Origin of the sequence: Sporomusa sphaeroides DSM 2875 (genome assembly GCF_001941975.2) — a bacterium.
In the GTDB taxonomy this organism is placed as follows: Bacteria; Bacillota; Negativicutes; order Sporomusales; family Sporomusaceae; genus Sporomusa; species Sporomusa sphaeroides.
The window spans coordinates 833,193-854,936 of the sequence record NZ_CP146991.1; the positions used below are offsets into that span (position 1 = coordinate 833,193).

18 protein-coding genes are annotated in these 21,744 nt (G+C 49.1%); 16 read left to right on the plus strand and 2 right to left on the minus strand.

The window, feature by feature from the left end:
• Positions 1-100 precede the first annotated feature (100 nt).
• The 15 genes from SPSPH_RS03700 (at position 101) to pfkA (ending at position 18,594) form a co-directional block, all read left to right on the plus strand.
• Positions 101-1,777, plus strand: a complete 1,677-nt coding sequence (locus SPSPH_RS03700) for a sigma-54 interaction domain-containing protein (protein WP_075753351.1) — start codon at positions 101-103, stop codon at positions 1,775-1,777.
• Positions 1,778-2,071: 294 nt separating this feature from the next.
• Positions 2,072-3,403, plus strand: a complete 1,332-nt coding sequence (locus tag SPSPH_RS03705) for an MFS transporter (RefSeq protein WP_075753355.1) — start codon at positions 2,072-2,074, stop codon at positions 3,401-3,403.
• Between the two features lie 24 nt (positions 3,404-3,427).
• Positions 3,428-4,195 (plus strand): SDR family NAD(P)-dependent oxidoreductase, encoded by a 768-nt coding sequence (locus SPSPH_RS03710; RefSeq protein ID WP_075753357.1) that lies wholly within the window; start codon positions 3,428-3,430, stop codon positions 4,193-4,195.
• 58 nt (positions 4,196-4,253) lie between these two features.
• Entirely contained in the window at positions 4,254-5,708 is a 1,455-nt protein-coding gene (locus tag SPSPH_RS03715) for a 4-hydroxyphenylacetate 3-hydroxylase family protein (RefSeq protein WP_075753359.1), read from the plus strand.
• 13 nt (positions 5,709-5,721) lie between these two features.
• Positions 5,722-6,015 (plus strand): hypothetical protein, encoded by a 294-nt coding sequence (locus SPSPH_RS03720; protein WP_075753361.1) that lies wholly within the window; start codon positions 5,722-5,724, stop codon positions 6,013-6,015.
• A gap of 69 nt (positions 6,016-6,084) precedes the next feature.
• Complete coding sequence (locus SPSPH_RS03725; protein WP_075753363.1) at positions 6,085-7,287, plus strand: CaiB/BaiF CoA transferase family protein; 1,203 nt, start codon at positions 6,085-6,087, stop codon at positions 7,285-7,287.
• 17 nt (positions 7,288-7,304) lie between these two features.
• Positions 7,305-8,483, plus strand: coding sequence for a thiolase family protein (locus SPSPH_RS03730; RefSeq protein WP_075753365.1), 1,179 nt, complete (start codon positions 7,305-7,307; stop codon positions 8,481-8,483).
• Between the two features lie 32 nt (positions 8,484-8,515).
• Complete coding sequence (locus SPSPH_RS03735; RefSeq protein ID WP_075753367.1) at positions 8,516-9,370, plus strand: 3-hydroxybutyryl-CoA dehydrogenase; 855 nt, start codon at positions 8,516-8,518, stop codon at positions 9,368-9,370.
• Positions 9,371-9,388: 18 nt separating this feature from the next.
• Positions 9,389-10,174: an enoyl-CoA hydratase-related protein gene (locus SPSPH_RS03740; protein ID WP_075753369.1), complete on the plus strand. Its 786-nt coding sequence runs from the start codon at positions 9,389-9,391 to the stop codon at positions 10,172-10,174.
• A 149-nt stretch (positions 10,175-10,323) separates the two neighbouring features.
• A complete protein-coding gene (locus tag SPSPH_RS03745) occupies positions 10,324-11,463 on the plus strand; it encodes an acyl-CoA dehydrogenase (protein WP_075753371.1) in 1,140 nt (379 codons plus the stop codon).
• A 231-nt stretch (positions 11,464-11,694) separates the two neighbouring features.
• Complete coding sequence (locus tag SPSPH_RS03750; RefSeq protein WP_075753373.1) at positions 11,695-12,219, plus strand: complex I 24 kDa subunit family protein; 525 nt, start codon at positions 11,695-11,697, stop codon at positions 12,217-12,219.
• Complete coding sequence (locus SPSPH_RS03755; protein WP_083945380.1) at positions 12,207-13,508, plus strand: complex I 51 kDa subunit family protein; 1,302 nt, start codon at positions 12,207-12,209, stop codon at positions 13,506-13,508. Before SPSPH_RS03750 ends, SPSPH_RS03755 begins: the two co-directional genes overlap by 13 nt.
• A 1-nt stretch (position 13,509) precedes the next feature.
• Positions 13,510-15,255, plus strand: a complete 1,746-nt coding sequence (locus SPSPH_RS03760; protein WP_233138648.1) for an NADH-dependent [FeFe] hydrogenase, group A6 — start codon at positions 13,510-13,512, stop codon at positions 15,253-15,255.
• Positions 15,256-15,460: 205 nt separating this feature from the next.
• The gene (locus SPSPH_RS03765) at positions 15,461-17,473 is read left to right on the plus strand and encodes a methyl-accepting chemotaxis protein (protein WP_075753375.1); all 2,013 of its coding nucleotides are present in this window, start codon (positions 15,461-15,463) and stop codon (positions 17,471-17,473) included.
• A 161-nt stretch (positions 17,474-17,634) separates the two neighbouring features.
• A complete protein-coding gene (gene pfkA, locus SPSPH_RS03770) occupies positions 17,635-18,594 on the plus strand; it encodes a 6-phosphofructokinase (RefSeq protein ID WP_109298207.1) in 960 nt (319 codons plus the stop codon).
• A gap of 65 nt (positions 18,595-18,659) precedes the next feature.
• Here the strand turns inward: pfkA and SPSPH_RS03775 are convergent, their stop codons facing one another.
• Both SPSPH_RS03775 and SPSPH_RS03780 read right to left on the minus strand, forming a co-directional pair.
• Positions 18,660-18,995 (minus strand): cupin domain-containing protein, encoded by a 336-nt coding sequence (locus SPSPH_RS03775; protein WP_075753377.1) that lies wholly within the window; start codon positions 18,993-18,995, stop codon positions 18,660-18,662.
• Positions 18,996-19,250: 255 nt separating this feature from the next.
• Complete coding sequence (locus SPSPH_RS03780) at positions 19,251-19,532, minus strand: hypothetical protein (protein ID WP_075753379.1); 282 nt, start codon at positions 19,530-19,532, stop codon at positions 19,251-19,253.
• Between the two features lie 214 nt (positions 19,533-19,746).
• Here SPSPH_RS03780 and asnB point away from each other — a divergent pair, with 214 nt between their 5' ends.
• Positions 19,747-21,591, plus strand: coding sequence for an asparagine synthase (glutamine-hydrolyzing) (gene asnB / locus SPSPH_RS03785; RefSeq protein WP_075753381.1), 1,845 nt, complete (start codon positions 19,747-19,749; stop codon positions 21,589-21,591).
• Positions 21,592-21,744: the final 153 nt, after the last annotated feature.

The following is a 21,744-nucleotide window of genomic DNA, read 5'->3' on the forward strand; positions in this document are numbered from 1 at the left end:
ATGTTGCAGTCAAAGCTCAGGAGTGCTCTTTTTTTATTTAAGTTGTTTTCTGATTAGTGAAACAAATGTGGACTAAAACAGAGAAAAGGGAAGGGATGATGTGAACATTTCGCAAGATAATACTGTCAAGTTTTTTTTAAGTACAGAGGACGGAACCATCATTTATGCCCATCCGATGCTTCCACAAGAGGATTTTTCAGTGGGGTCACCGATTTTTGCGATGCCGGATCAGGGAGAACAAGAGTTAGATACGACACTGGTTATAAAAGATGAGCAACATGGCGTCTTTGACTTGTACCGTTTGGATAACCGCTATTTTAAAGGAATTATCGGGATTTTGCGCAAAGACAGGGTTCGAGAGAATGCCATTGGCCAGCTTGAGGAAGAGCATAGAGATTTGAAGGCCATTTTTGAATCGTCGCATGATGGGATCGTGGTTGCAGATGGGACCGGGCTTTTTGTTCGCATCAACAATAGTTATCAGCAGATTACCGGTATTGCAAAAGAAAATATTATTGGTTCAACAGCTGCCGAGATCGTCAAAAAAGGAATTGTTTCCGACTCGGGTACGCTGGAAGTCTTAAAAACAGGTCAGCCATATACCATCCACCAGACTTTCCGTTCCGGCAGGCAGAGTGTAGTGACGTCTACGCCGATTTTTGACGAGAATAACAATATCTTCCGGGTAGTGACCAATGTCCGTGACATGACTGAGATTAACCGGCTGCGGGAAGAACTGGCCCAGTCCAAAGAAAAGCTGGATGAGTACACAAAAATCCTGGAGACCCTTACGGCAGAACAAAAACTGGCTCATAGCCTCGTGTTCCGGAGCAGAAAGATGTCGATAGTTACTGATGCTGCCCTGAAGTTTGCCAAAGTGGATGCCCCGCTCTTAATTGGCGGGGAATCGGGAGTAGGTAAGGAAGTTATTGCCGATCTTGTGTATAAAAACAGCTCGCGCAGCAATGCCCGGTTTTTGAAGATTAATTGCGGTGCAATTCCGGAGAATTTACTGGAATCAGAACTGTTTGGTTATGTCGGGGGAGCCTTCACGGGGGCTAAGCGGGATGGTGTGGCAGGTCTGTTTGAAACAGCTCACGGCGGCACAGTATTGCTGGATGAGATTGGTGAGCTGCCGCTGGCATTGCAGGTTAAGCTGCTCAGGTTTGTCCAGCAGCGTGAATTTTATCGTGTCGGCGGCAAAAAATTAATCCAGGTTGATGTGCGGATTATTGCCGCCACCAACCGGGATTTGCAAGAGATGGTCAGCCAAAAACTGTTTCGCTCAGATTTGTTCTACCGGCTGAATGTTCTTAAGATAACCATTCCGCCGCTCCGGGAGCGGGCAGAGGATATTATCCCGCTGGCAAACTTTTTCCTGGAGAAATATAATAAAAAATATTCGCTAAAAAAGCGGATTAGCGGTGAAGTATACCGGATTCTGACCAACTACACCTGGGTCGGGAATGTGCGTGAACTGGAAAACCTTGTTGAGCGGCTGGTAGTTATATGTGAACGTGATGAAATTACGGGTGAATATCTGCCGGAAGAGCTAAGAAAGACTGTAGCCGGAGCCCCACCGGTTATTATACCGGGAGAAAGTAGTCAAAAAACCTATAAGGAAGCTAAAGAAGAATTCGAAAAGGAGTTCTTCCGGCAGGCAATAGCGAAATATAAGACTTCCCGGCGTGTAGCCGAACAATTAGCGGTGGACCATTCTACGGTAGTAAAAAAAGCGGCCAAATATGAGCTAAGCTTATCGCAAAAACCGGGGTAAAAATTAATTTAATAACTTAATGCTGAAATCTTCGTTTTGTTTGCAGAGTTGTGCGATGCTCAGAGGAAAAGCGGTGAATATTGTCACCAACGGTGACAATATTCACCGCTTTTTTCGACAATATCTTCTGAAAATTTCAAAAAATGGTGAATATTATCACCGGAACCTGCTGATTGCAGGCTTGCGAAGCGCAAAGCGTTGGTTTTTGGGGGTTGGCATGGAAGTTGCATATTATAGTAATTGAAAACCTGATGGCGCCATCGGTTAAGCAGTAATAGCGAAAGGGGATATGTAATGAGTCTGGTACAAACTGGAGCCAAAAAAATGTGGGGATACCGTCATGTTATCTTGATTGTTCTTTGGTTAGTCTACATCATCAACTATTTTGACCGAATCAGTGTGTTGACCTTCCTGCCGCTTATCAGGGCAGATTTGGATTTATCCCATGAGCAAATAGGTTTTGCTGCCTCCATCTTCTTCTTTGCTTATGCAGTAGCGCAAGTGAGCGCCGGTTATTTGGCAGATAAAATCGGGTCAAAACGTGTAATGTATCTTGCGATTGTGGTATTCACCGCGGTTACCTTTGTCACCGGTTTGGTTCGCAACTACACTCAGTTTATTTTGCTGCGTTTAGGCTTGGGCTTAGGCGAAGGCCATCACTTTTCTCCGGCAAATAAAACTATTTCCGATTGGTTTCCCAAAAGTGAAAAGGGAAGGGCCACTGCGTTTTTCTCTACTACCTGGGCATTTGCTCCGGCCATTATTCCCGTATTGATAACCTATATTGCCGCGGCTATGGGCGGCAGTTGGCGTGAAATATTCTTTGTTTTGGCTATCCCCGGGCTTGTCGGCATAGCAATTCTGTGGTATTTCGTATCCGATAAGCCGGAAGAGATGCTGGCCAAAGGACGCTTATCCCAGGAAGAATATGATTACATTAAATCAGGACTTGTTACTGCAGATGAAGATAATGTAAAAAAACTGGGTATCGGCGTTATCATCAAAGATCCCAGCCTGTGGCTCTACTCTTTGCAACTTTTCTGTTTGCTTGCAATCTATTGGGGCAGTACCTCGTGGATATCCTCTTTTCTCTTTGAACAACATGGTTTCAGTCTCAAAACCATGGGCTTGCTGGCATCATTACCGTATGCTGTTGCCATTATTTCCACAATGCTTGGCGGAACCTTGATGGACAAGGTGTTCCACCGTACCAAACCGGTAGCCCTGATTTCCTTCTTAGCTGCCATTCCCATTCTTATCTACATGGGGCAAATCCCTAAAGGCAGCACCAACCTGCTGATTCTGATGCTAATTCTCAATGGTTTCTTTGTTAATATGGTTTGGGGTGTAATCTATGCCTACCCGCAAATGCGTTATCCTAAAGAAGTAATTGGTTCGGCTGTTGGCTTGACCAATGGTCTTGGTCAATTAGGTGCATTTATATCGCCATTGGCTGCCGGTTATCTGGTACACAAGACTGCCGCCGGAATTTCTTATGACAATGTATTTCTCATGTTTGCCGGTTTCGCGGCTGTCGCGGCCCTGGTAACCTTCTTCCTGAAGGAAGAGCCATTTGTTATCAAAGAGGATGATGGTAACAAACAAGAGGCATCTGCTTCTTTATAAAATTTATAAAATGGGGGTAATAGTATGAAATTTCCGAGTGCAGACCTAACAGGTAAGGTGGCAATAGTGACAGGTGGCAGCAAGGGTATCGGCTTGGGCATTGCTCAGGCGCTGGCTCAGGTAGGCGCTGATGTTGTCATTGTAAGCAGAAATCTGTCTGAAGGCGAGCAAGCTGCCAAAGAAATACAGGCATTAGGACGCAAATCTATAGCTATATCCTGTGATGTGAGCTCTGTCAGCTCGGTTGACAACATGGTGCAGACAGCCGTAAACGCCTTTGGCAAAATTGATATTCTGGTAAATAACGCCGGCATGAATATCCGCAAGCTGGCAGTCGATGTGGAAGAAGCGGATTGGGACAAAGTAATTGGCACCGATCTGAAAGGTGTCTTTCTGGTAGCGCAGCGTGTGGGTAAAGAGATGATTAAGCAACAGAGCGGTGGTAAGGTAATTAATGTTGCTTCCGTTATGGGGGTAATCGGCATGCCGTGGCTTGCAGCCTATTGCTCCAGCAAGGGGGGCGTTGTCCAGCTTACGAAGGTGCTGGCCTTAGAGTGGGCTCAATACAACATTAATGTCAATTGCCTGGCTCCGGCCTATATCCGTACCCCGATGACCGAAGGCTGGCTGAATGACGAAGCCAGACTGAAGCCGATCTTAGACAGCACGCCGCTGGGCAGAATCGGCACCCTCGAAGAGGTAGCCGGACCGGCTGTTTTCCTGAGTTCTGACTGGTCAAATTATGTAACCGGTCACACTCTGTTAGTTGACGGCGGGTGGGCGGCCAGGTAAGCCGCCGGCTCTGCGCCGGATCAAATATAAATAACGAACGAAACAGGAGGGCAAACACATGAGAACAGGCAAAGAGTATATAGAAAGTCTAAAACAACGGAATATCAAAGTATATATCAAAGGCCAATTGCTTAAAAGTGAAGAGGTTGTCGACCATCCCTTTATCCGCGGGCATGTAAATTCAGCGGCGCTGACCTTTGATTTGGCCCATGACCCGGCATACGAAGATTTGATGACCACCACCTCGCATCTTACCGGCAAAAAGATCAACCGGTTCACCCATATTCACCAAAGTGTGGATGATTTGCTGAAGAAAGTAAAAATGCTGCGGATGATTTCCCAAAAGACGGGAACCTGTTATCAGCGCTGCGTAGGCTTTGACGCCATCAACGCTCTCTATACCGTTACCTATGAAATGGATAAGAAACTAGGCACCGAATATCATGAACGCCTGAAAAAATACCTGATCAACTGGCAGGAAAATGACTTGATGGTAGCCGGCGCCATGACTGATCCGAAAGGCGACCGCAGCCTGCGTCCCGGGCAACAGCCGGACCCGGATATGTTTGTCCGGATTGTTGAAAAAAATGACAAAGGCATTATTGTCCGCGGTGCTAAAGCCCATATGACCGGTATGGTCAATTCCCATGAAATGCTGATTATGCCGACAATGGGAATGGCGCCTGATGATAGCGATTATGCCGTATCATGCGCCATACCGGTAGATGCACCGGGAGTAATCCATATCTTTGGCCGCCAAACCAACGATGACCGCAAATGTGAAGGTGACATCGATCAAGGCAATGCCCGGTATGGTATTGTTGGCGGCGAATGCCTGACTGTGCTGGAAGACGTCTTCGTACCCTGGGACAAGGTCTTTATGTGTGGGGAAACGGAATTTTCCGGTTTGCTGGTAGAGCGATTTGCCTGCTATCATCGTCAGAACTATGGTGGCTGCAAAGGCGGAGTTTCAGACGTGGTTATTGGTGCGGCAGCCGTCATGGCCGATATGAGCGGTTATGGCAAAGCCGGACATGTCAAAGAAAAAATCAATGAAATGATTCATTTGACAGAAAGCCTGTATGCTTGCTCCATTGCCTGCTCGGCGGAAGGAAAACCGACAGCCTCCGGCGGCTACTTTGTCGATCCGCTGTTGGCCAATGTGGGTAAACACAATGTCACCCGTCTGATTTATGATATTGACCGGCTGGCACAGGACATCGGCGGCGGCCTGACTGCCACTTTGCCTTCAGAATCTGATTTGCGGCATCCAGAAATCGGGAAGTATGTGGATAAATATTTCAAAGGAGTAGCCGGTGTGTCGACAGAGGACAGAATGAGGGTGGCCCGGCTGATCGAGAATATGACAGGCGGTACTGCCCTGGTAGAGAGTATGCATGGCGCCGGTTCGCCGCAGGCACAAAAAGTTATGTATTCCAAGCTGGGCAACCTTGAACACAAAAAGAAATTAGCCCTGCATATTGCCGGGGTTGCTGCAAACAAAGATAAATAGCAGGACAGGCAGCATGAGGATAGGCGTCAAATTTTGCGGAAACTGCAATCCTCGCCTGGATATGCCGGAACTTTTCCAAGCACTGGCCGTAGAAGCAGCGGCAGAGGAAGTACACTTTGTCCGCTGGGATGACCCGGGTGGCTATGAAGTGTTGCTGGTTCTCAATAGCTGTCAGGTGGGTTGTGCAACCCTTCCGGAATTCACCGGGCCACGTATTGCCGTGACCAGTGAAAGTGTCCGGAATTGGCCTGTCCGGGAGGAAGATTTACCTGCTGCTATACTGGATGCCATTCGGGATGCTCAGTAATTGAATTAACAGAACAATAAAATAGGGTGCAGCAACCACTGCACCCTTAACCATACAGGAGTGGTGAAAATGGCAGAAAAAAATTTGGCCGGACTGCGGGTGCTGGATTTTACCCGCGTATTGGCCGGGCCCTATTTAACGCAAATGCTCAGGGATTTGGGAGCCGAAATCATTAAGGTTGAACAGCCGGGCAAGGGCGCTGATGAGCGGCAGATGTCCCCGATTGTCAACGGACAAAGCGGTTATTTTATGATGCTTAACCGGGGAAAAAAATCAATTGCCTTAAATTTAAAAGATCCCAAGGCCAAAGAAATTATCTTTAAGCTTGCCAAGCAGGCTGATATCATTACAGAAAATTTCAAGCCAGGTGTTATGGAATCGCTCGGGTTTTCCTATGAGGCTTTCAAAGCAGTAAAACCTGATATCATCATGTGTTCTATTTCCACCTTTGGTCAAAAAGGCCCGCTTTCGCAGCGGGCAGGTTATGATATTATCGCTCAGGCCATGAGCGGTTTAATGTGGATGGCCGGTGATCCGGACCGCCGGCCGGCCCGCAGCGGTACTTCCATTGGTGACGTAAATGCCGGTTCTCATGCCCTTGGCGCTATTTTAGCCGCCTTATATTATCGCGAAAAGACCGGTAAAGGACAGTATATCGATATTTCGCTGCGAGACTGCCTGAGTGCCATTATTGAAACGGCTATTCCCCGTTACACGATGAGTGGTGGCACAGATAAACCGGGCCGCTCGGGTCCGCACCATGCTACTATGGGTCCCTACGGCGTTTTTGACGCCGGACGGGAAAGATATATTGTCCTCGGAGCGCTCAATGAGGCAATATGGGCCAGGCTTTGTACCGCAATGAACCGGCCGGAGTATATTAATGATCCCAGGTTCAGCTCCACAACTCTCCGGGCGCAGAACTTAAACGAAACTGTGGCAATCATTGAAGAATGGCTGCAGGGTTTTGAAGATGTCAACGAAGCATTGGACATTTTAGAAGCCAGCAGCGTGCCGTCGGCTCCGGTGCTGGATATAGAACAATTGATGCAGGATCAGCAATTCCTGATGAGAGATATGATTGTAGAAGTCGAGGATCCCATTTTTGGCAAAGTAAAATTACCGGCAACGCCGATGCGCTTTTCCGGGACCAGTGTAATTAATAATGAGGCGCCTCCTTTGCTTGGCGGCAATACTGAAGCCGTGCTGAAAGAGTATGCCGGGATGAGCGGGGAAGAAATAGCTGAACTGCGAGCCAGAAAAGTCATTTGATAAAGTGAGGTAATGATATGCGTGAAGTTGTAATTGTCGGAGCAAAGCGTACACCGATTGGTGATTTTCTTGGTAAGCTGAAAGGCGTAAACGCGGTTGAACTAGGAATAACGGCTGTAAATGCAGCACTGGCTCAGGCGCAAATCAAACCGGCCCAAGTTGAGGAATTAGCCTGCGGCATGATTTATAAAGCAGGTGTCAAAGGAAATCCCGGCCGGCAGATTCAGTTAAAATGCGGTATGCCGGCAGAAGGGTATGCCTATACCGTAGATCAGCAATGCGGCTCAGGGATGAAGGCTTTTGAATTAGCCAGTCAATCCATCCTGCTGGGCAAAGCCGAAATTGCCGTTGCAGTCGGGGTTGAAAGCATGTCCCAGGCTCCTTACCTGTTAAAAGGAGCAAGAGAAGGGTACCGTATGGGGCCAAGCGATGTACAGGATTCTATGCTGTATGACGGACTAGTCTGCGCGATTATGGGTTATCATATGGGGCTTACGGCTGAAAACCTCGCAGAGCGCTATAACATTACCCGGGCAGAGCAGGACGAATTGGCCCTCAACAGCCACCAAAGAGCGGTCACAGCCATTCAAAACGGAATTTTTAAGGATGAAATTGCACCTGTCACCATAGAGACTAAAAAAGGGGCAATGCTTGTTGACACCGATGAGCATCCTCGCGCCGATGTCACCTTAGAGAAACTGGCGTCTATGAAACCTGCCTTCAAAAAAGGAGGTACGGTCACCGCCGGCAACGCCTCCGGCGTAAATGACGGGGCAGCCGCTTTGGTACTTATGAGTGCGGAAAAAGCGCATGAGCTTGGAATAAAGCCGCTGGCTAAACTACTCTCTACCGCAAGTGTGGGGGTTGAAGCTGAAATTATGGGTATAGGTCCTGCATATGCTGTGCCGAAGGCCATTAGTTACGCCGGGCTCACGGCGTCAGACATCGGTTATTATGAACTGAACGAGGCATTTGCCGCCCAATTTTTGGCCGTAAACAGGGAGCTCAAACTGGATATGAGCAAAGTTAACGCCAATGGCTCAGGTATCGGTTTGGGGCATCCGGTAGGTTGTACCGCAGCCAGGATTATTGTATCGCTTATTTATGAGATGGGACGCAGAGGCGAACGGTATGGTCTGGCCTCCCTGTGTGTGGGCGGCGGCCCGGCGATAGCAACTGTTATTGAAAAGGTTTAACTGTATAGGATTGTGTGGAGGAGGATATGCATATGGCCATTAAAAAGTTGTTGGTTATCGGAGCCGGTCAGATGGGCAGCGGTATTGCCCAGATAGCATCGACAGCAGGAATAGAAGTAATTATTAACGACATTAAGCTTGAATTTGTTGAACGCGGTCTTAAGGGAATTGAGAAAAATCTGAGCAAACTTGTGGAAAAGGGTAAACTGGCGGAAGCTGAAAAGCAGGAAATTATGGGCCGGATTAGTGGCAGTATTGATTTAAAAGCCAGTGCAGCCGATGTGGATTTCGCCATCGAAGCCGCTGTAGAAAACTTTGAAATCAAAAAGGGGATTTTTACTACCCTTGATGCGGTATGCCCTGCGCATACAATACTTGCCAGCAATACATCCTCGCTGCCGATAACACAAATTGCTGCCGTAACCAAGCGCCCGGACAAAGTTATTGGCATGCACTTCTTTAACCCGGTGCCTGTGATGCAGTTAGTGGAAATCATTATGGGCCTGGCTACTTCGAACGAGACTTATGAAACCATCCGCGAGTTCGCGGTTACTCTGAAGAAATCACCGGTAAAAGTAGAAGACTTCCCGGGGTTTTGCGGCAACAGAATCATGGTTCCTATGATTAATGAAGCGGTATATGCGCTCATGGAAGGCGTTGCCAGTGTAGAAGATATTGATAATGTAGCCAAATTAGGCTTTAACCACCCGATGGGACCGTTGGCGCTGGCGGATTTGATTGGTCTTGATACTATTTTGTATGTTATGGAAGTATTGTATAAAGGTTATGGTGACTCCAAATACAGACCCTGCCCGCTGCTGCGCAAGTATGTTGACGCCGGCTGGTTAGGACGCAAATCCGGCCGCGGCTTTTATACATACAACTAAAACGGAGGAGGTTCGTCCATGCAGGCATATAACAACCTGATTGTTGAAAGAGACGGGGCCGTGGTGGTCATCACTATTAACCGGCCCAAGGAATTGAATGCTCTTAACCGGGCAACCGTGCTGGAACTTGACAGTGTGTTTAAAGCGTTAGAGGCTGATTCGGCAGTAGGCGCGGTTATCCTTACCGGTAGTGGTGAAAAGGCCTTTGTCGCAGGTGCAGATATTGCCGAGATGGCAAATATATCTGCTGTTGCCGCCAGGGATTGGGCGAGATTAGGTCAGCAGGTTTTTTCCCGGATCGAGAACTTCCCCCGGGTAGTAATTGCCGCCATTAACGGCTTTGCTCTGGGCGGCGGCTGCGAACTGTCCATGGCTTGTGATATCAGGGTGGCGTCCGAAAAAGCCAGGTTTGGCCAGCCGGAAGTGAATTTAGGTATTACCCCGGGATTTGCCGGCACGCAGCGGTTAGCAAGACTGGCAGGCAAAAGCCAGGCCAAACTGCTTATCTTAACCGGTGACATCATTGACGCGCAGGAAGCGCGGGCCATTGGCCTGGTTGATAAAGTAGTTGGGCATGCAGAACTTTTGACTGCCGCCAAAGACCTGGCCGGAAGGATTATAACCAAAGCACCCATTGCTGTCAGTCAAGCCAAGACTGCCATTAACCGGGGTGTGGAACTGGATTCTGAGCAGGCCTATGCTTTTGAGGCCGAGCTGTTTGGTATGTGCTTTACCACCGATGACCAGACAGAGGGAATGAGCGCATTCCTTGAAAAAAGAAAGCCTGTTTTTAAAGGACAATAGGGCTTACTGCATAGATTGGGTTGGTTAATTCAGGTGGGGATACTCCTCACCTGAATACCCGCTTATATTCCCCAAAACCCAGTGGGTCTGTGCCCAGCAAAAACCTTGATAAAGGTACAAGATAAATTAGGTTATAGGAGTGTTATGTGATGCAATTTGAATTAAATGCAGATCAACAAATGATGAGAAAAATGGTGAGGGAATTTGCCGAGAAAGAAGTGGCGCCAGGTGTTGTCAAACGGGATGAAGAGAGTCTGTTTGACCGTTCTTTAATTGATGCTATGGGAGAAATGGGATTAAACGGCATTTGTTTCCCGGAAAAGTATGGCGGAGCAGACGGCGATTATCTCAGCTATCTCCTGGCTGTTGAAGAATTGTCGAAAGTCGATGACGGTATCGGTATTACTTTATCTGCTACGGTATCATTATGTGCCTGGCCAATTTTTGCTTTTGGCACAGAAGACCAAAAAGAGAAATACCTGCGCCCGCTGTTAGAGGGCCAGCATATGGGAGCATTTGGCCTTACAGAGCCAAATGCCGGTACTGATGCTGCCGGACAGCAGACAGTAGCCGTTTTGGCAGGCGACCATTATCTGATCAATGGCAGTAAAATTTTTATTACCAATGCCGGAGAAGCCGAAACCTACATTGTCTTCGCCATTACCGACAGGGCAAAAGGTGTAAAAGGCATCACCGCTTTTATTATGGAAAAAGGCATGCCCGGTTTTACCTTTGGCAAAAAGGAACATAAAATGGGCATTCGCTCCTCCATTACGATGGAATTAGTATTCCAGGATGTTAAAGTGCCGAAAGAGAACATGCTGGGCAAAGAAGGCGAAGGCTTTAAAATTGCCATGGCTGCTCTTGACGGCGGTCGGCTGGGGGTAGCCGCCCAAGCACTCGGGATAGCTCAGGCTGCGCTTGATGCCGCAGTAAAATACTCTAAAGAGCGGGTACAGTTCGGCAAACCAATTGCCAATAATCAGGCAATCGGCTTCATGCTTGCCGATATGGCCACCAAAGTTGATGCAGCACGTCTCCTGGTTTACCGGGCTGCCTGGCTTAAGGACCAAGGCTTGCCCTATTCTAAGGAATCGGCGATGGCTAAAATGTATGCTTCCGACATTGCTATGGAAGTAACCACAGATGCTGTTCAGATTTTTGGTGGTTATGGATACATCTGCGAATACCCTGTTGAACGTTTAATGAGAAATGCGAAAATTACCCAGATTTACGAGGGAACCAACCAGGTTCAACGTATGGTCATCTCCGGGGCGTTGTTGCGATAGTGCCATTATAGTCAGAGCGGTTTCAGTGGTCCGCCTGCGTTGAAAGGGTAAAGGCGTTTGCGGGAAAAGTCCCGTGAAGTCATTATGATTTCCGCGTAGGCGGGCCACTGGGTTTATGCAGTCGCTAAACGATCGGACAACCCTGGGGCCTTTTTGCATAAGAACGGCTTCTTTTAATAGCCAGTCTGGCTAGGGTGCCAGTCAGTTTCAGGAAAGGGTGAGATAACAAGCATGTGTTGTTCAAAAGTAACAAAAGATCAGGCATTGGAAATCATCAGAAGATACGAGCAAGTCTTGGCCATTATCAATCAATATGGTAAAGCCAAAGAGCAGTTGTTATCAATACTATTAGATATTCAGGCAACCTCCGGCGAAAACTACGTAGCCGAAGAATGGGCCGAAGTCGTCGCCTGCCAACTGGATGTGCCCATCAGCAAAATCCATGATGTTCTTACCTTCTATGCCATGTTCAGTACGGTGCCCCGGGGCAAATATGTCATTGAAATCTGTAAAAGCACACCCTGCCATGTAACCAAAGCCGATGCCGTAGTGGCCCTGTTTGAAGCAGAATTGGGCATTAAGCTGGGTGAGACCACTCCTGACAATCAGTTTACCCTGCTGCACACCAGCTGTGTAGGCGCCTGTGATATTGGTCCGGTAGCCAAAATCGGCGATGAAGTCTATGGTAACCTGACCGCAGCCAAGGTAGCCGAAATTGTGACAAGTTACCGGGGGGTGTCGTCATGTCAAAAATAAACCAACTCATTTCCGGCAATTGCGGCGTCATTCGTCCTGACTGTACCGAAGCCTATGTAAAGTCCGGCGGGTATGAAGGTCTGAAAAAAGCCTTTACCATGAAACCGGAAGACATTATCGGCGAAGTGAAAAAGGCCAAGCTCTTAGGCCGCGGCGGCGCGGCGTATCCGGCCGGTTCCAAATGGGAACAGCTGCTGGAAATCCCCGAATTCCCCAAATACATTGTCATTAACGCCGACGAAGGCGAGCCAGGCACCTTTAAGGATAAAATCCTTTTAGGCCAGGATCCGCTCCGGGTCATCGAAGGCATGACCATTGCCGGTTATGTGTTCAACTCCCACGACGGCTATATTTATATTCGCGGCGAATACCGCGCCATTCAGAAAGTCTTCCAAAGCGCCATCGACAACGCCGTCAAAGCCGGTTATCTGGGCAAAAACATCCTGGGCAGCGGCTTTGAATTCAACATCCACATCATGACCGGCGCCGGCGCCTATGTCTGCGGCGAAAACTCCGCCCTCCTAAACTCCATCGAAGGCAAGGCCGGCCGCCCGCGCATCAAACCGCCCCATCTGGCCGAAGTCGGCCTGTTCCTCCTGCCCACCCTCGTAAACAACGTAGAATCCATTGCCAACATCCCCACCATCGTCTTAGAAGGCGGCGACAAATACCTAAGCTATGGTACCAAAGACAGCGGCGGCACCAAGCTCGTCTGTCTGTCCGGTAACGTCGTTAACCGCGGCGTATACGAAATCCCCTTTGGCGTCAGCCTGCGCGATGTCATCTATGACCCTGAACTGGGCGGCGGCATCCCTGACGGCAAAAAACTTAAATTCTTCCATTTAGGCGGCCAGTCCGGCCCCATTGGCAGTGAAGCCCAGCTTGACACCCCCTATTGCTACAAAGCCCTCCGCAATGCCGGTTTAAGCGTTGGCTCCGGTGCCGTCGTCGTTATGGACGAAGACGTGTGCGTCATCGATTACCTCAAAGGCGTAACCGAATTCTTCATCCATGAATCCTGCGGCAAATGCACCCCCTGCCGCGAAGGCAACAAGCAAATCTATGAGATACTGGGCAAAATTTCCGCAGGTCAGGCAACCCAGCACGACATGACCGTGCTGCGGCGGTTAATTGACACCATGACCAATGCCTCCTTCTGTGGTTTGGGCCAATCGGCAGCCGTAGCCCTCAACACCTGCTGGAAGCTCTTTAAAGCCGAATTCGAAGATCACCTGAACCAGAAATGTCCGGCACAAATTTGCTTTACTGAACAGGAAAGAGGTGAGTAGTGTGGGTCATCATGCATCCGATCCCAACAAAATCGTCAACATTACCATAGACGGCATCCCCGTATCATGTCCTGAAACTACCCTGATCTTAGATGCCGCCAAAATGGTCGGCATCGACATTCCCGTACTCTGCTACCATCCGGACCTTAAAGTGCGAGCTACCTGCCGCCTGTGCGTAGTCGAGCTTAAAGGCCAGAAAAAACTCAAAACCGCCTGCAGCAACGAAGTCTGGGACGGCGCCGAATTCATCACCAACAGCCCGGCTGTCCGCCAGGCCAGAAAAGACGTGCTTGAACTCATATTGGCCGAACATCCCCAGGACTGCCTCCAGTGCATCAGAAACACCAACTGTGAACTCCAGCAGCTGGCCCGTGACTTTGGCATAGCTAAGCCCCTGTTTGAAAACCAGCCCAAACAAATCCCTGTCGAAGCCTCCAACGGCGTCATCGTCCGCGACATGTCCAAATGCGTCAAATGCGGCCGCTGTGTCGAAATGTGCCAGGAAGTCCAGACCGTCGGCGCCATCAACACCGCCCACCGGTCTGTGGACTACGAAATCACCACCGCCTTCGACCGGCCGCTCCAGGACAGCACCTGCGTCTACTGCGGTCAGTGCATAGCCGTCTGTCCTGTCGGCGCCCTCTACGAAAACGACGAAACCGAAAAAGTCTGGCAAGCCATTGCCGACACCGATAACCATGTACTCGTCCAAGTCGCCCCCGCTGTCCGGGTAGCCCTCGGCGAAGAATTCGGCCTCGCGCCAGGCAGCATCACCACCGGCAAAATGGTAGCCGCCCTGCGCCGCTTAGGCTTTGACAAAGTCTTTGACACCGACTTTGCCGCCGACGTCACCATCATGGAAGAAGGCAGCGAACTCCTCGAAAGAATGAGCCAGGGCGGCACCCTGCCCCTCATCACCTCCTGCAGCCCGGGCTGGATCAACTTTGTCGAAACCTTCTATCCCGACCTGCTGGACAACGTCTCCACCTGTAAATCGCCGCAGCAAATGTTTGGCGCTTTAGCCAAAAGCTATTACCCTCAAAAAGCCGGTATCGACGCCGCCAAAATCGTATCTGTCTCCATCATGCCCTGCACCGCCAAGAAATATGAAAGCGCCCGTCCCGAAATGAACGGCAGCGGCTACCGGGATGTCGACATCGTCTTAACCACCCGTGAACTGGCGAGAATGATCAAACAAGCCGGCTTTGACTTTAATAAACTGACCGAAGAAGAATTTGACGCACCCCTTGGCCTGTCCACCGGTGCCGCCGTCATCTTCGGCACCTCCGGCGGTGTTATGGAAGCCGCGCTGCGTACCGTCTACGAAGTAGTCACAGGCAAAGAACTGGCCAACGTCGATTTCGAAGGCGTACGCGGCCTCACCGGCGTTAAAGAAGCCGAAGTGGACCTTGACGGCAAGAAAGTCAAAGTGGCCATTGCCAACGGCCTGAAAAATGCCCGGGTCATTTTGGATAAAATCCGCGCCGGCGACTGTGAGTATCAGTTTGTGGAAATCATGTGCTGTCCTGGCGGCTGCATTGGCGGCGGCGGTCAGCCCTGGGGCACCACCAAGGCTACCAAGGAAGCCCGGATGGCCGGTCTGTATCAGGCTGACCGCGAGCTGCCTATCAGGCAGTCGCACAAAAATCCGGCAGTGAAGGCGCTGTATGATGAGTTCCTGGGTAAACCCTTAAGTCACAAATCCCATGAGCTGCTGCATACCCATTATCATCCCAAGCATAAGTAAACCAGGTTATTAGGAGCAGCGCGACGCTGGAACTTGTGTGAATCGCTTAGTTCCAAGCGGAGCGCGGAACTTCCTTTATACTCCTTGTTATTAAACCTCACACACCTTAAAGCTGCAAAATAAGAGCCGCTGTTGCAGCCAGGTCGTCTACTGCAACAGCGGTGTTCTGTAACCTATATCAAACGTATAAGAAAGGGGTGGACTCATGTTTTGCAAACTGGATAATATCATCAAGCTTGACTCAATTAGGTCGAAGATGTTGCTGTTTGTACTGACTCCGGTGATCGTTTTCTTTGCTTTATCTTCCGTAGTATCCTATTACATTGCCGATGAGGCAGTGGTCAAGTATGTAAACTCCTCTATGACTGCTGACGGTCTCCAGCGGGCTAAGGATGCCGAAGCCGAATTCGAGCGGATAAAAGGGCTGGCGATGACGCTGGTGCAGGTATTGGCTGTACCTGTGCCTGATAACGAAGCGGAGGCATTATTCAAGCGCATACATAAGAGCGCCGACAATATTGATAACGTCTGTGTCGGTTATGCGGATAAGCGCTTTATCAAATCGGCGCCAGGCTCTATGCCTCCCGGATACGACCCTACGGTGAGAGGCTGGTATACGAATGCGGTTGCCAACCCGGATAAATTTTTGGTAACCAACGCCTATGTAAGTCAGACAACCGGCAAGATGATTGTTACCGTTGCCAAGGCGGTTGTCCGTAACGGCATGACCGTGGGTGTTGCTGCTATTGAGGTTAATCTTGATGAGGTTAAGGAGCTGGTATTGGCGACAAAGGTGGCTAAGACCGGCTATGGTTTTATTCTGGACAGCAACGGAATGTTTGTTATTCATCCGACAGTAAAAGCCGGTGAATATATGCAGAAGCTTGATAACGGTGTGTTGGAGTCGCTTTACAATCACCTCAAGGCTGAACCCGGCACGATTGTAACAGGTGCTTTTGGAGGTGAGGACAAGTCCTATTGTGCGACGGCTATCGAAGGGACGCCGCTATTGTTTGTAACAACCGCTCCAACGCGTGAATTCTTCGAAGATTTGGTAACTATGCGCAACTACAGTATAGGTATTGGCATAGTTACTATTGCGCTTCTCGGATTTATAATCGTTCTGGCTGCCGGCAGGATTTCCAACCCGCTGAATGCGCTAAGCAGATTTATGCAGGAAATGGCTAATGGCAATCTACAAGTTAATGTAAACCAAGCAGGTATTAATAGTAATGATGAGGTCGGGCGGTTGTCTGGCAGTTGTTTGCAAATGGCAGGAAATATTCGTAACTTGGTACGGCAAGTATCGCAGGCTGCAGAACAGGTGGCTGCTTCGTCGGAGCAGTTGACTGCCAGTGCTGATCAAACAGCCAAAACAGCTAACAATGTGGCTGAGTCTATTTCGGCAGTAGCTGCAGGCACTGAAACTCAGAGTAAAGCTTTGGATCAGACCGCTGTCGCGGTTGGGCATATGGCAGCAAGCTTAGACCAGGTAGCCGAATCGGCCCAAACCATTACCACGGGGGCTGATACTGCACTGGCTGCCACTAAAAACGGAGTTGTATTCGTAACAAATGCCGTACAAGAGATGGAGCTTGTGAGGACAAGCACCAAGCATGTGGGGATGGCTGTTGACAAGCTGGCAGTAAGCTCTAAACAAATCGGCGAAATTGTTAATGTCATAACAGATATTGCCGGGCAGACCAATCTGCTGGCACTGAACGCGGCTATTGAAGCCGCCCGTGCCGGCGAGAATGGCAGAGGCTTTGCCGTAGTTGCCGATGAGGTACGCAAACTGGCAGAGCAGTCTGCCAATGCGGCAAAAGACATTAAAGAGCTCATCAATGCCAATCAGGCTGATGTTAAGGCGGCTGTAGAAGGAATGTCCGAAACCGGCGTAATCGTAAATAACAGTACCGAGGCTGTAAATAAAGCCGGGGACGCATTTGCGGAGATTACAGCCCTTGTCGGCAATATAGTAACCAATATAAATCAGGTAAACGAGGCGTTGGCAATCGTGTCGACGGACAGCGCAACGGTTAGCTCGGCAACTATCCATATAGATGAGGCAGGTAAAGCAGCGGCGGCTCAGGTCCAAACTATTTCTGCCGCAACAGAGGAGCAATCGGCGTCCATGGAAGAAATCGCCGCTTCCAGTCAGGCACTGGCAAAAATGGCTGAAGAATTAATCCAGGCGGTTAATAAATTCAAAGTATAAAACAGTTACCAGTACTAAGCCTCTCATTTCATGCAATACATATATAAATAACGGATAAAATAAGTTGTACATTTTTGCGGAAAAGCAGGCAATCAGAACCGGCTTGCAGAAATAATACAACAGATATCCACGGCAATTTGGTATGGAGAGGCAGGGGTAATGTGAAAAAAATTGCAGTGATTACCAGTGGCGGCGACTGCCCGGGAATGAATGCGGCTATCCGTGCGGCAGTTCGTGTGGCTTTAGCCCATGGGGTTGAAGTCTGGGGAATTAGAAACGGTTATGCCGGCATGATTGCGGATAATATGACAAAATTGGATTCGCGCTCAGTGGGTGATATTATTCAAAAAGGCGGGACGTTCCTGGGAACAGCCCGCAGTGAGGAATTTAAAACATTACCCGGACGTCAGAAAGCGGTGGCTAACTTACAATCCCATGGGATTGAGGGGCTTATTGTAATTGGCGGTGATGGCTCTCTGACCGGCGCTAAGCAGTTGGGCGACATGGGAATAAAGATGGTGGGCCTCCCAGGCAGTATTGATAATGACATCTGGGGCACCGATTATACTATTGGGTTTGATACGGCGGTAAATACTGCGCTTGAAGCCATTAATAAATTACGGGATACAGCCTCTGCCCATGGCCGGGTCATGCTGGTCGAGGTTATGGGGAGAAATTGCGGCTGGATTGCCCTTACTGCCGGCTTGGCGGGCGGTGCTGAGAGTATCCTCATTCCGGAAGTGCCATTTTCCCGGGAGGACATTTGCAAGCAATTGCTGGAATCGAGAGCTAAGGGCAAGCAATACAGCATTATGGTGGTTGCCGAAGGGGCAGGCAGTGCTATTGAATTAGGTCAATACATTCGTACTAAAACCGGTTTGGAAACCAGGGTATCGGTACTTGGCCATATTCAGCGCGGCGGGGCGCCCACGGTTGCCGACAGGCTGCTGGCCAGCCGGCTGGCCGAAACAGCTGTCAGATCACTGCTAGCCGGGAAGAGTGGTATTATGATTGGCTATCATAATCAACAATGTGTGGAAGTGCCGATTGCAGATGCTGTCGGCAAGAAGAAAGATATTGACCCGGAATTGTACCGCCTGGCCGACGTTTTGTCACAGTAACCTTATTTCAACATAAAAACCCGCATTATTTCCTGGGAAATAATGCGGGTTTTTGTCAATTGACGTTACATAACAAGTACTAACAGCATTTTGAAGTTCTCGACAGCGTCTAATGCGTGAGGAACTTCGGCTGGCATAACAACCACCTGCCCGGTTGTTGCAGTGACTGTCTCGCCACCGATAGTGATTTCCGCCTTGCCGTCAAGGATGTACACCATAGCATCGCCGGGAGCCGAGTGACTGCTGATGGCTTCACCTTTGGCAAAGGCGAACAGTGTCATACTGAGGGTTTTATTCTGTGATAAGGTCAGGCTCACAACTTTGCCAGGCTGATAGTCTACCAGGTTGACCATATCCAGGGCTTTACTGAATTCGATATTTTTTATGAATTGCTTTTCCATGCAAAGAACCTCCTTATATTTGGGGATTTTGGTTATCTTTGTACTTAGTTTAGCAAATAAATGCACTATAAGCTGTGACAAAAGTCACTGTTCGCGGAAAAAACAGGCCGTACAGGCCTGTTTTTCCGACTTTTTTACCCTAACAGAAAGTATTTCTTAAGAACAGGATAAGGGTCAACATCGGCTTCCGCTGCGACGCGCCTGGATGGCATAGCAATTCGGCCCGCCAAAGGCTCGGCGCAAGCCGTGTTTTCTTTACCTTACATCATCATTTAAATCTAAGGAGCCATCTTCGGACACCCGCATATTAAGATTGACCTTTTCTTCATGTCCCCACAGCATTCTGGCTACTAAATTATTTGTGGCATGCTGATTGCCTGCCTTTAGATGGCTTGTCCGGAGGGTATCCTGGGTGGCGTCAAGACCGCTTTCCTGGTAGAGGTTACCGGCATTATCAATATCAGCGCCTTGAACATCAGACTGTGCAGTTGTCTGTGATGTTGTGACTGCTTCGGAAGCTTGTCTGGTTTCGTTCATAGCAATTCCTCCCTAATTGAATCGGGTGATTAAAACTAGCGTATCCGCGGATACGCCGTACCATACATATTTTTTTACCGATAGTGACAATTGTTTGCCTTAATGCATATCTATAAGCAGGTAATGTAATATGTGAGGCAAAGTTGCCTGTGGAGCGTGCCGGTTTACCGGCTTGGCGCCACAGGCAATACTTTTTTAGGGAGATGATGAATATATGTGCGGGATTACCGGCTGGATTGACTGGGATGGAAATCTAACAGAGAAAAGCCATATTGTATCAGCTATGGTTGCTACACTGGCTGCACGCGGGCCGGATGCGCAGGGGACCTATATTACGCCACATGCGGCACTTGGGCATCGGCGGCTTAGCGTTATTGACCCTGTGGGAGGTGCGCAGCCGATGATTCGTTGTCGCGGTGCGCAGCAATTTGTCATTACTTATAACGGTGAACTGTACAACACGCCGGAAATCAGGCAGGAACTTGAAACAAAGGGGTATACCTTCAGTACCCATTGTGATACGGAAGTACTGCTGCAGGCTTTTATTGAATGGGGGCCGGCGTGTCTTGAGAAGTTTAACGGTATATATGCCTTTGGTATTTGGGATGAAGCCAGGCAAAGCTTATTTTTAGCCCGTGACCGTATTGGAGTTAAGCCGTTGTTTTACGCTGAACGTGGCAGCAGTTTTATCTTTGGTTCAGAGTTAAAAACTTTGCTTGCCAATCCTCTGATTCGGCCGGAGCTTGATGAAGAGGGACTGGCGGAAGTGTTTATGCTTGGGCCGGCCCGGACACCGGGACATGGCGTGTTCCGCGGTGTCAGGGAATTAAAGCCTGGACACTTTATGGTTTACAACCGGCAGGGACAATGGATTAAACCCTACTGGCAGCTGGTATCCAAACCTCATACCGAGGATTTCGCCGCAACGGCGGCTCAGGTTCGGGAGCTTTTGCTTGATGCTGCCAGACGTCAGCTTGTGTCAGATGTACCTGTTTGTACATTATTGTCCGGCGGCCTTGATTCGAGTGTGCTTACGGCGTTAGCGGCCAACTCTTTTAAACAGGAAGGATTAGGCAGTCTGCCTACTTATTCGGTAGATTATCTGGACAATGATCTATATTTTAAGGCAAATAGCTTTCAGCCCAATGCGGATGCTCCTTGGGTCACAAGAGTAGCCGAACATTTTGGCACCTGCCACCACAATATTGTATTAGATAATCCGGAATTGGCAGCCAGTCTGAAGCCTGCTGTTTTGGCCCGGGACCTGCCGGGCATGGCCGATATTGATACTTCACTATACTTGTTTTGTCGTGAAATCAAAAAAAGAGCCACAGTGGCTTTATCCGGTGAATGTGCCGATGAAGTGTTTGGCGGTTACCCCTGGTTTCAACGGGAAGAGATGATTCAGGCAACGACTTTTCCCTGGTCGCTCCAGTCGGAATTTCGCATTTCCTGGCTAAATCAAGACCTGCACAGCAGAATTAAGCCAGCCGACTATGTAGCTCAGCGGTATCAGGAGGCGCTGGCGGAAGTGCCGTGCCTGCCGGGAGAGGATGCGCGTTCGGCCAGAATGCGTGAAATATTTTATCTCAGCCTTACGCGATTTATGCCCACCCTGCTGGACCGCAAAGACCGCATGAGTATGGCCTTTGGCCTGGAGGTCAGAGTACCCTTCTGCGATCACCGGCTGGTGGAATATGTGTGGAATGTCCCCTGGAGCATGAAGCATTATCAAAATAGAGAAAAAGGCCTGTTGCGCCACGCTATGGAGGGAGTTTTGCCGGACGATGTGCTATGGCGGAAAAAGAGTCCTTACCCCAAAACGCATAACCCTGCCTATACCGAGCTGGTTGTTGGGGAGGCCTTGGCTATTTTGCACGACCCGGCATCCCCCTTGCAGCAAATTCTGAATGTTGAAAAGCTTAAACAACTGGCTCAGGCTCCTATGACTGCCGCAAATATTCCCTGGTTTGGTCAATTGATGAGCGGGCCGCAGTTGTTTGCCTACCTTATCCAGGCAGATCATTGGCTGCGCGAGTATAAGGTTCAGGTAGTGTGAACAGAAAGTTGTTGTATCTTGTTTTCATTAGAACCTGCTGTGCGTCTGGCTGCAGACACACAGCAGGTCTTTTATATTTTGCAAAATGGAATTTTTTCGGAAATAATTGCGTTATTGAGAGATATAAGCTATAATCGATAAATGAGAATGATA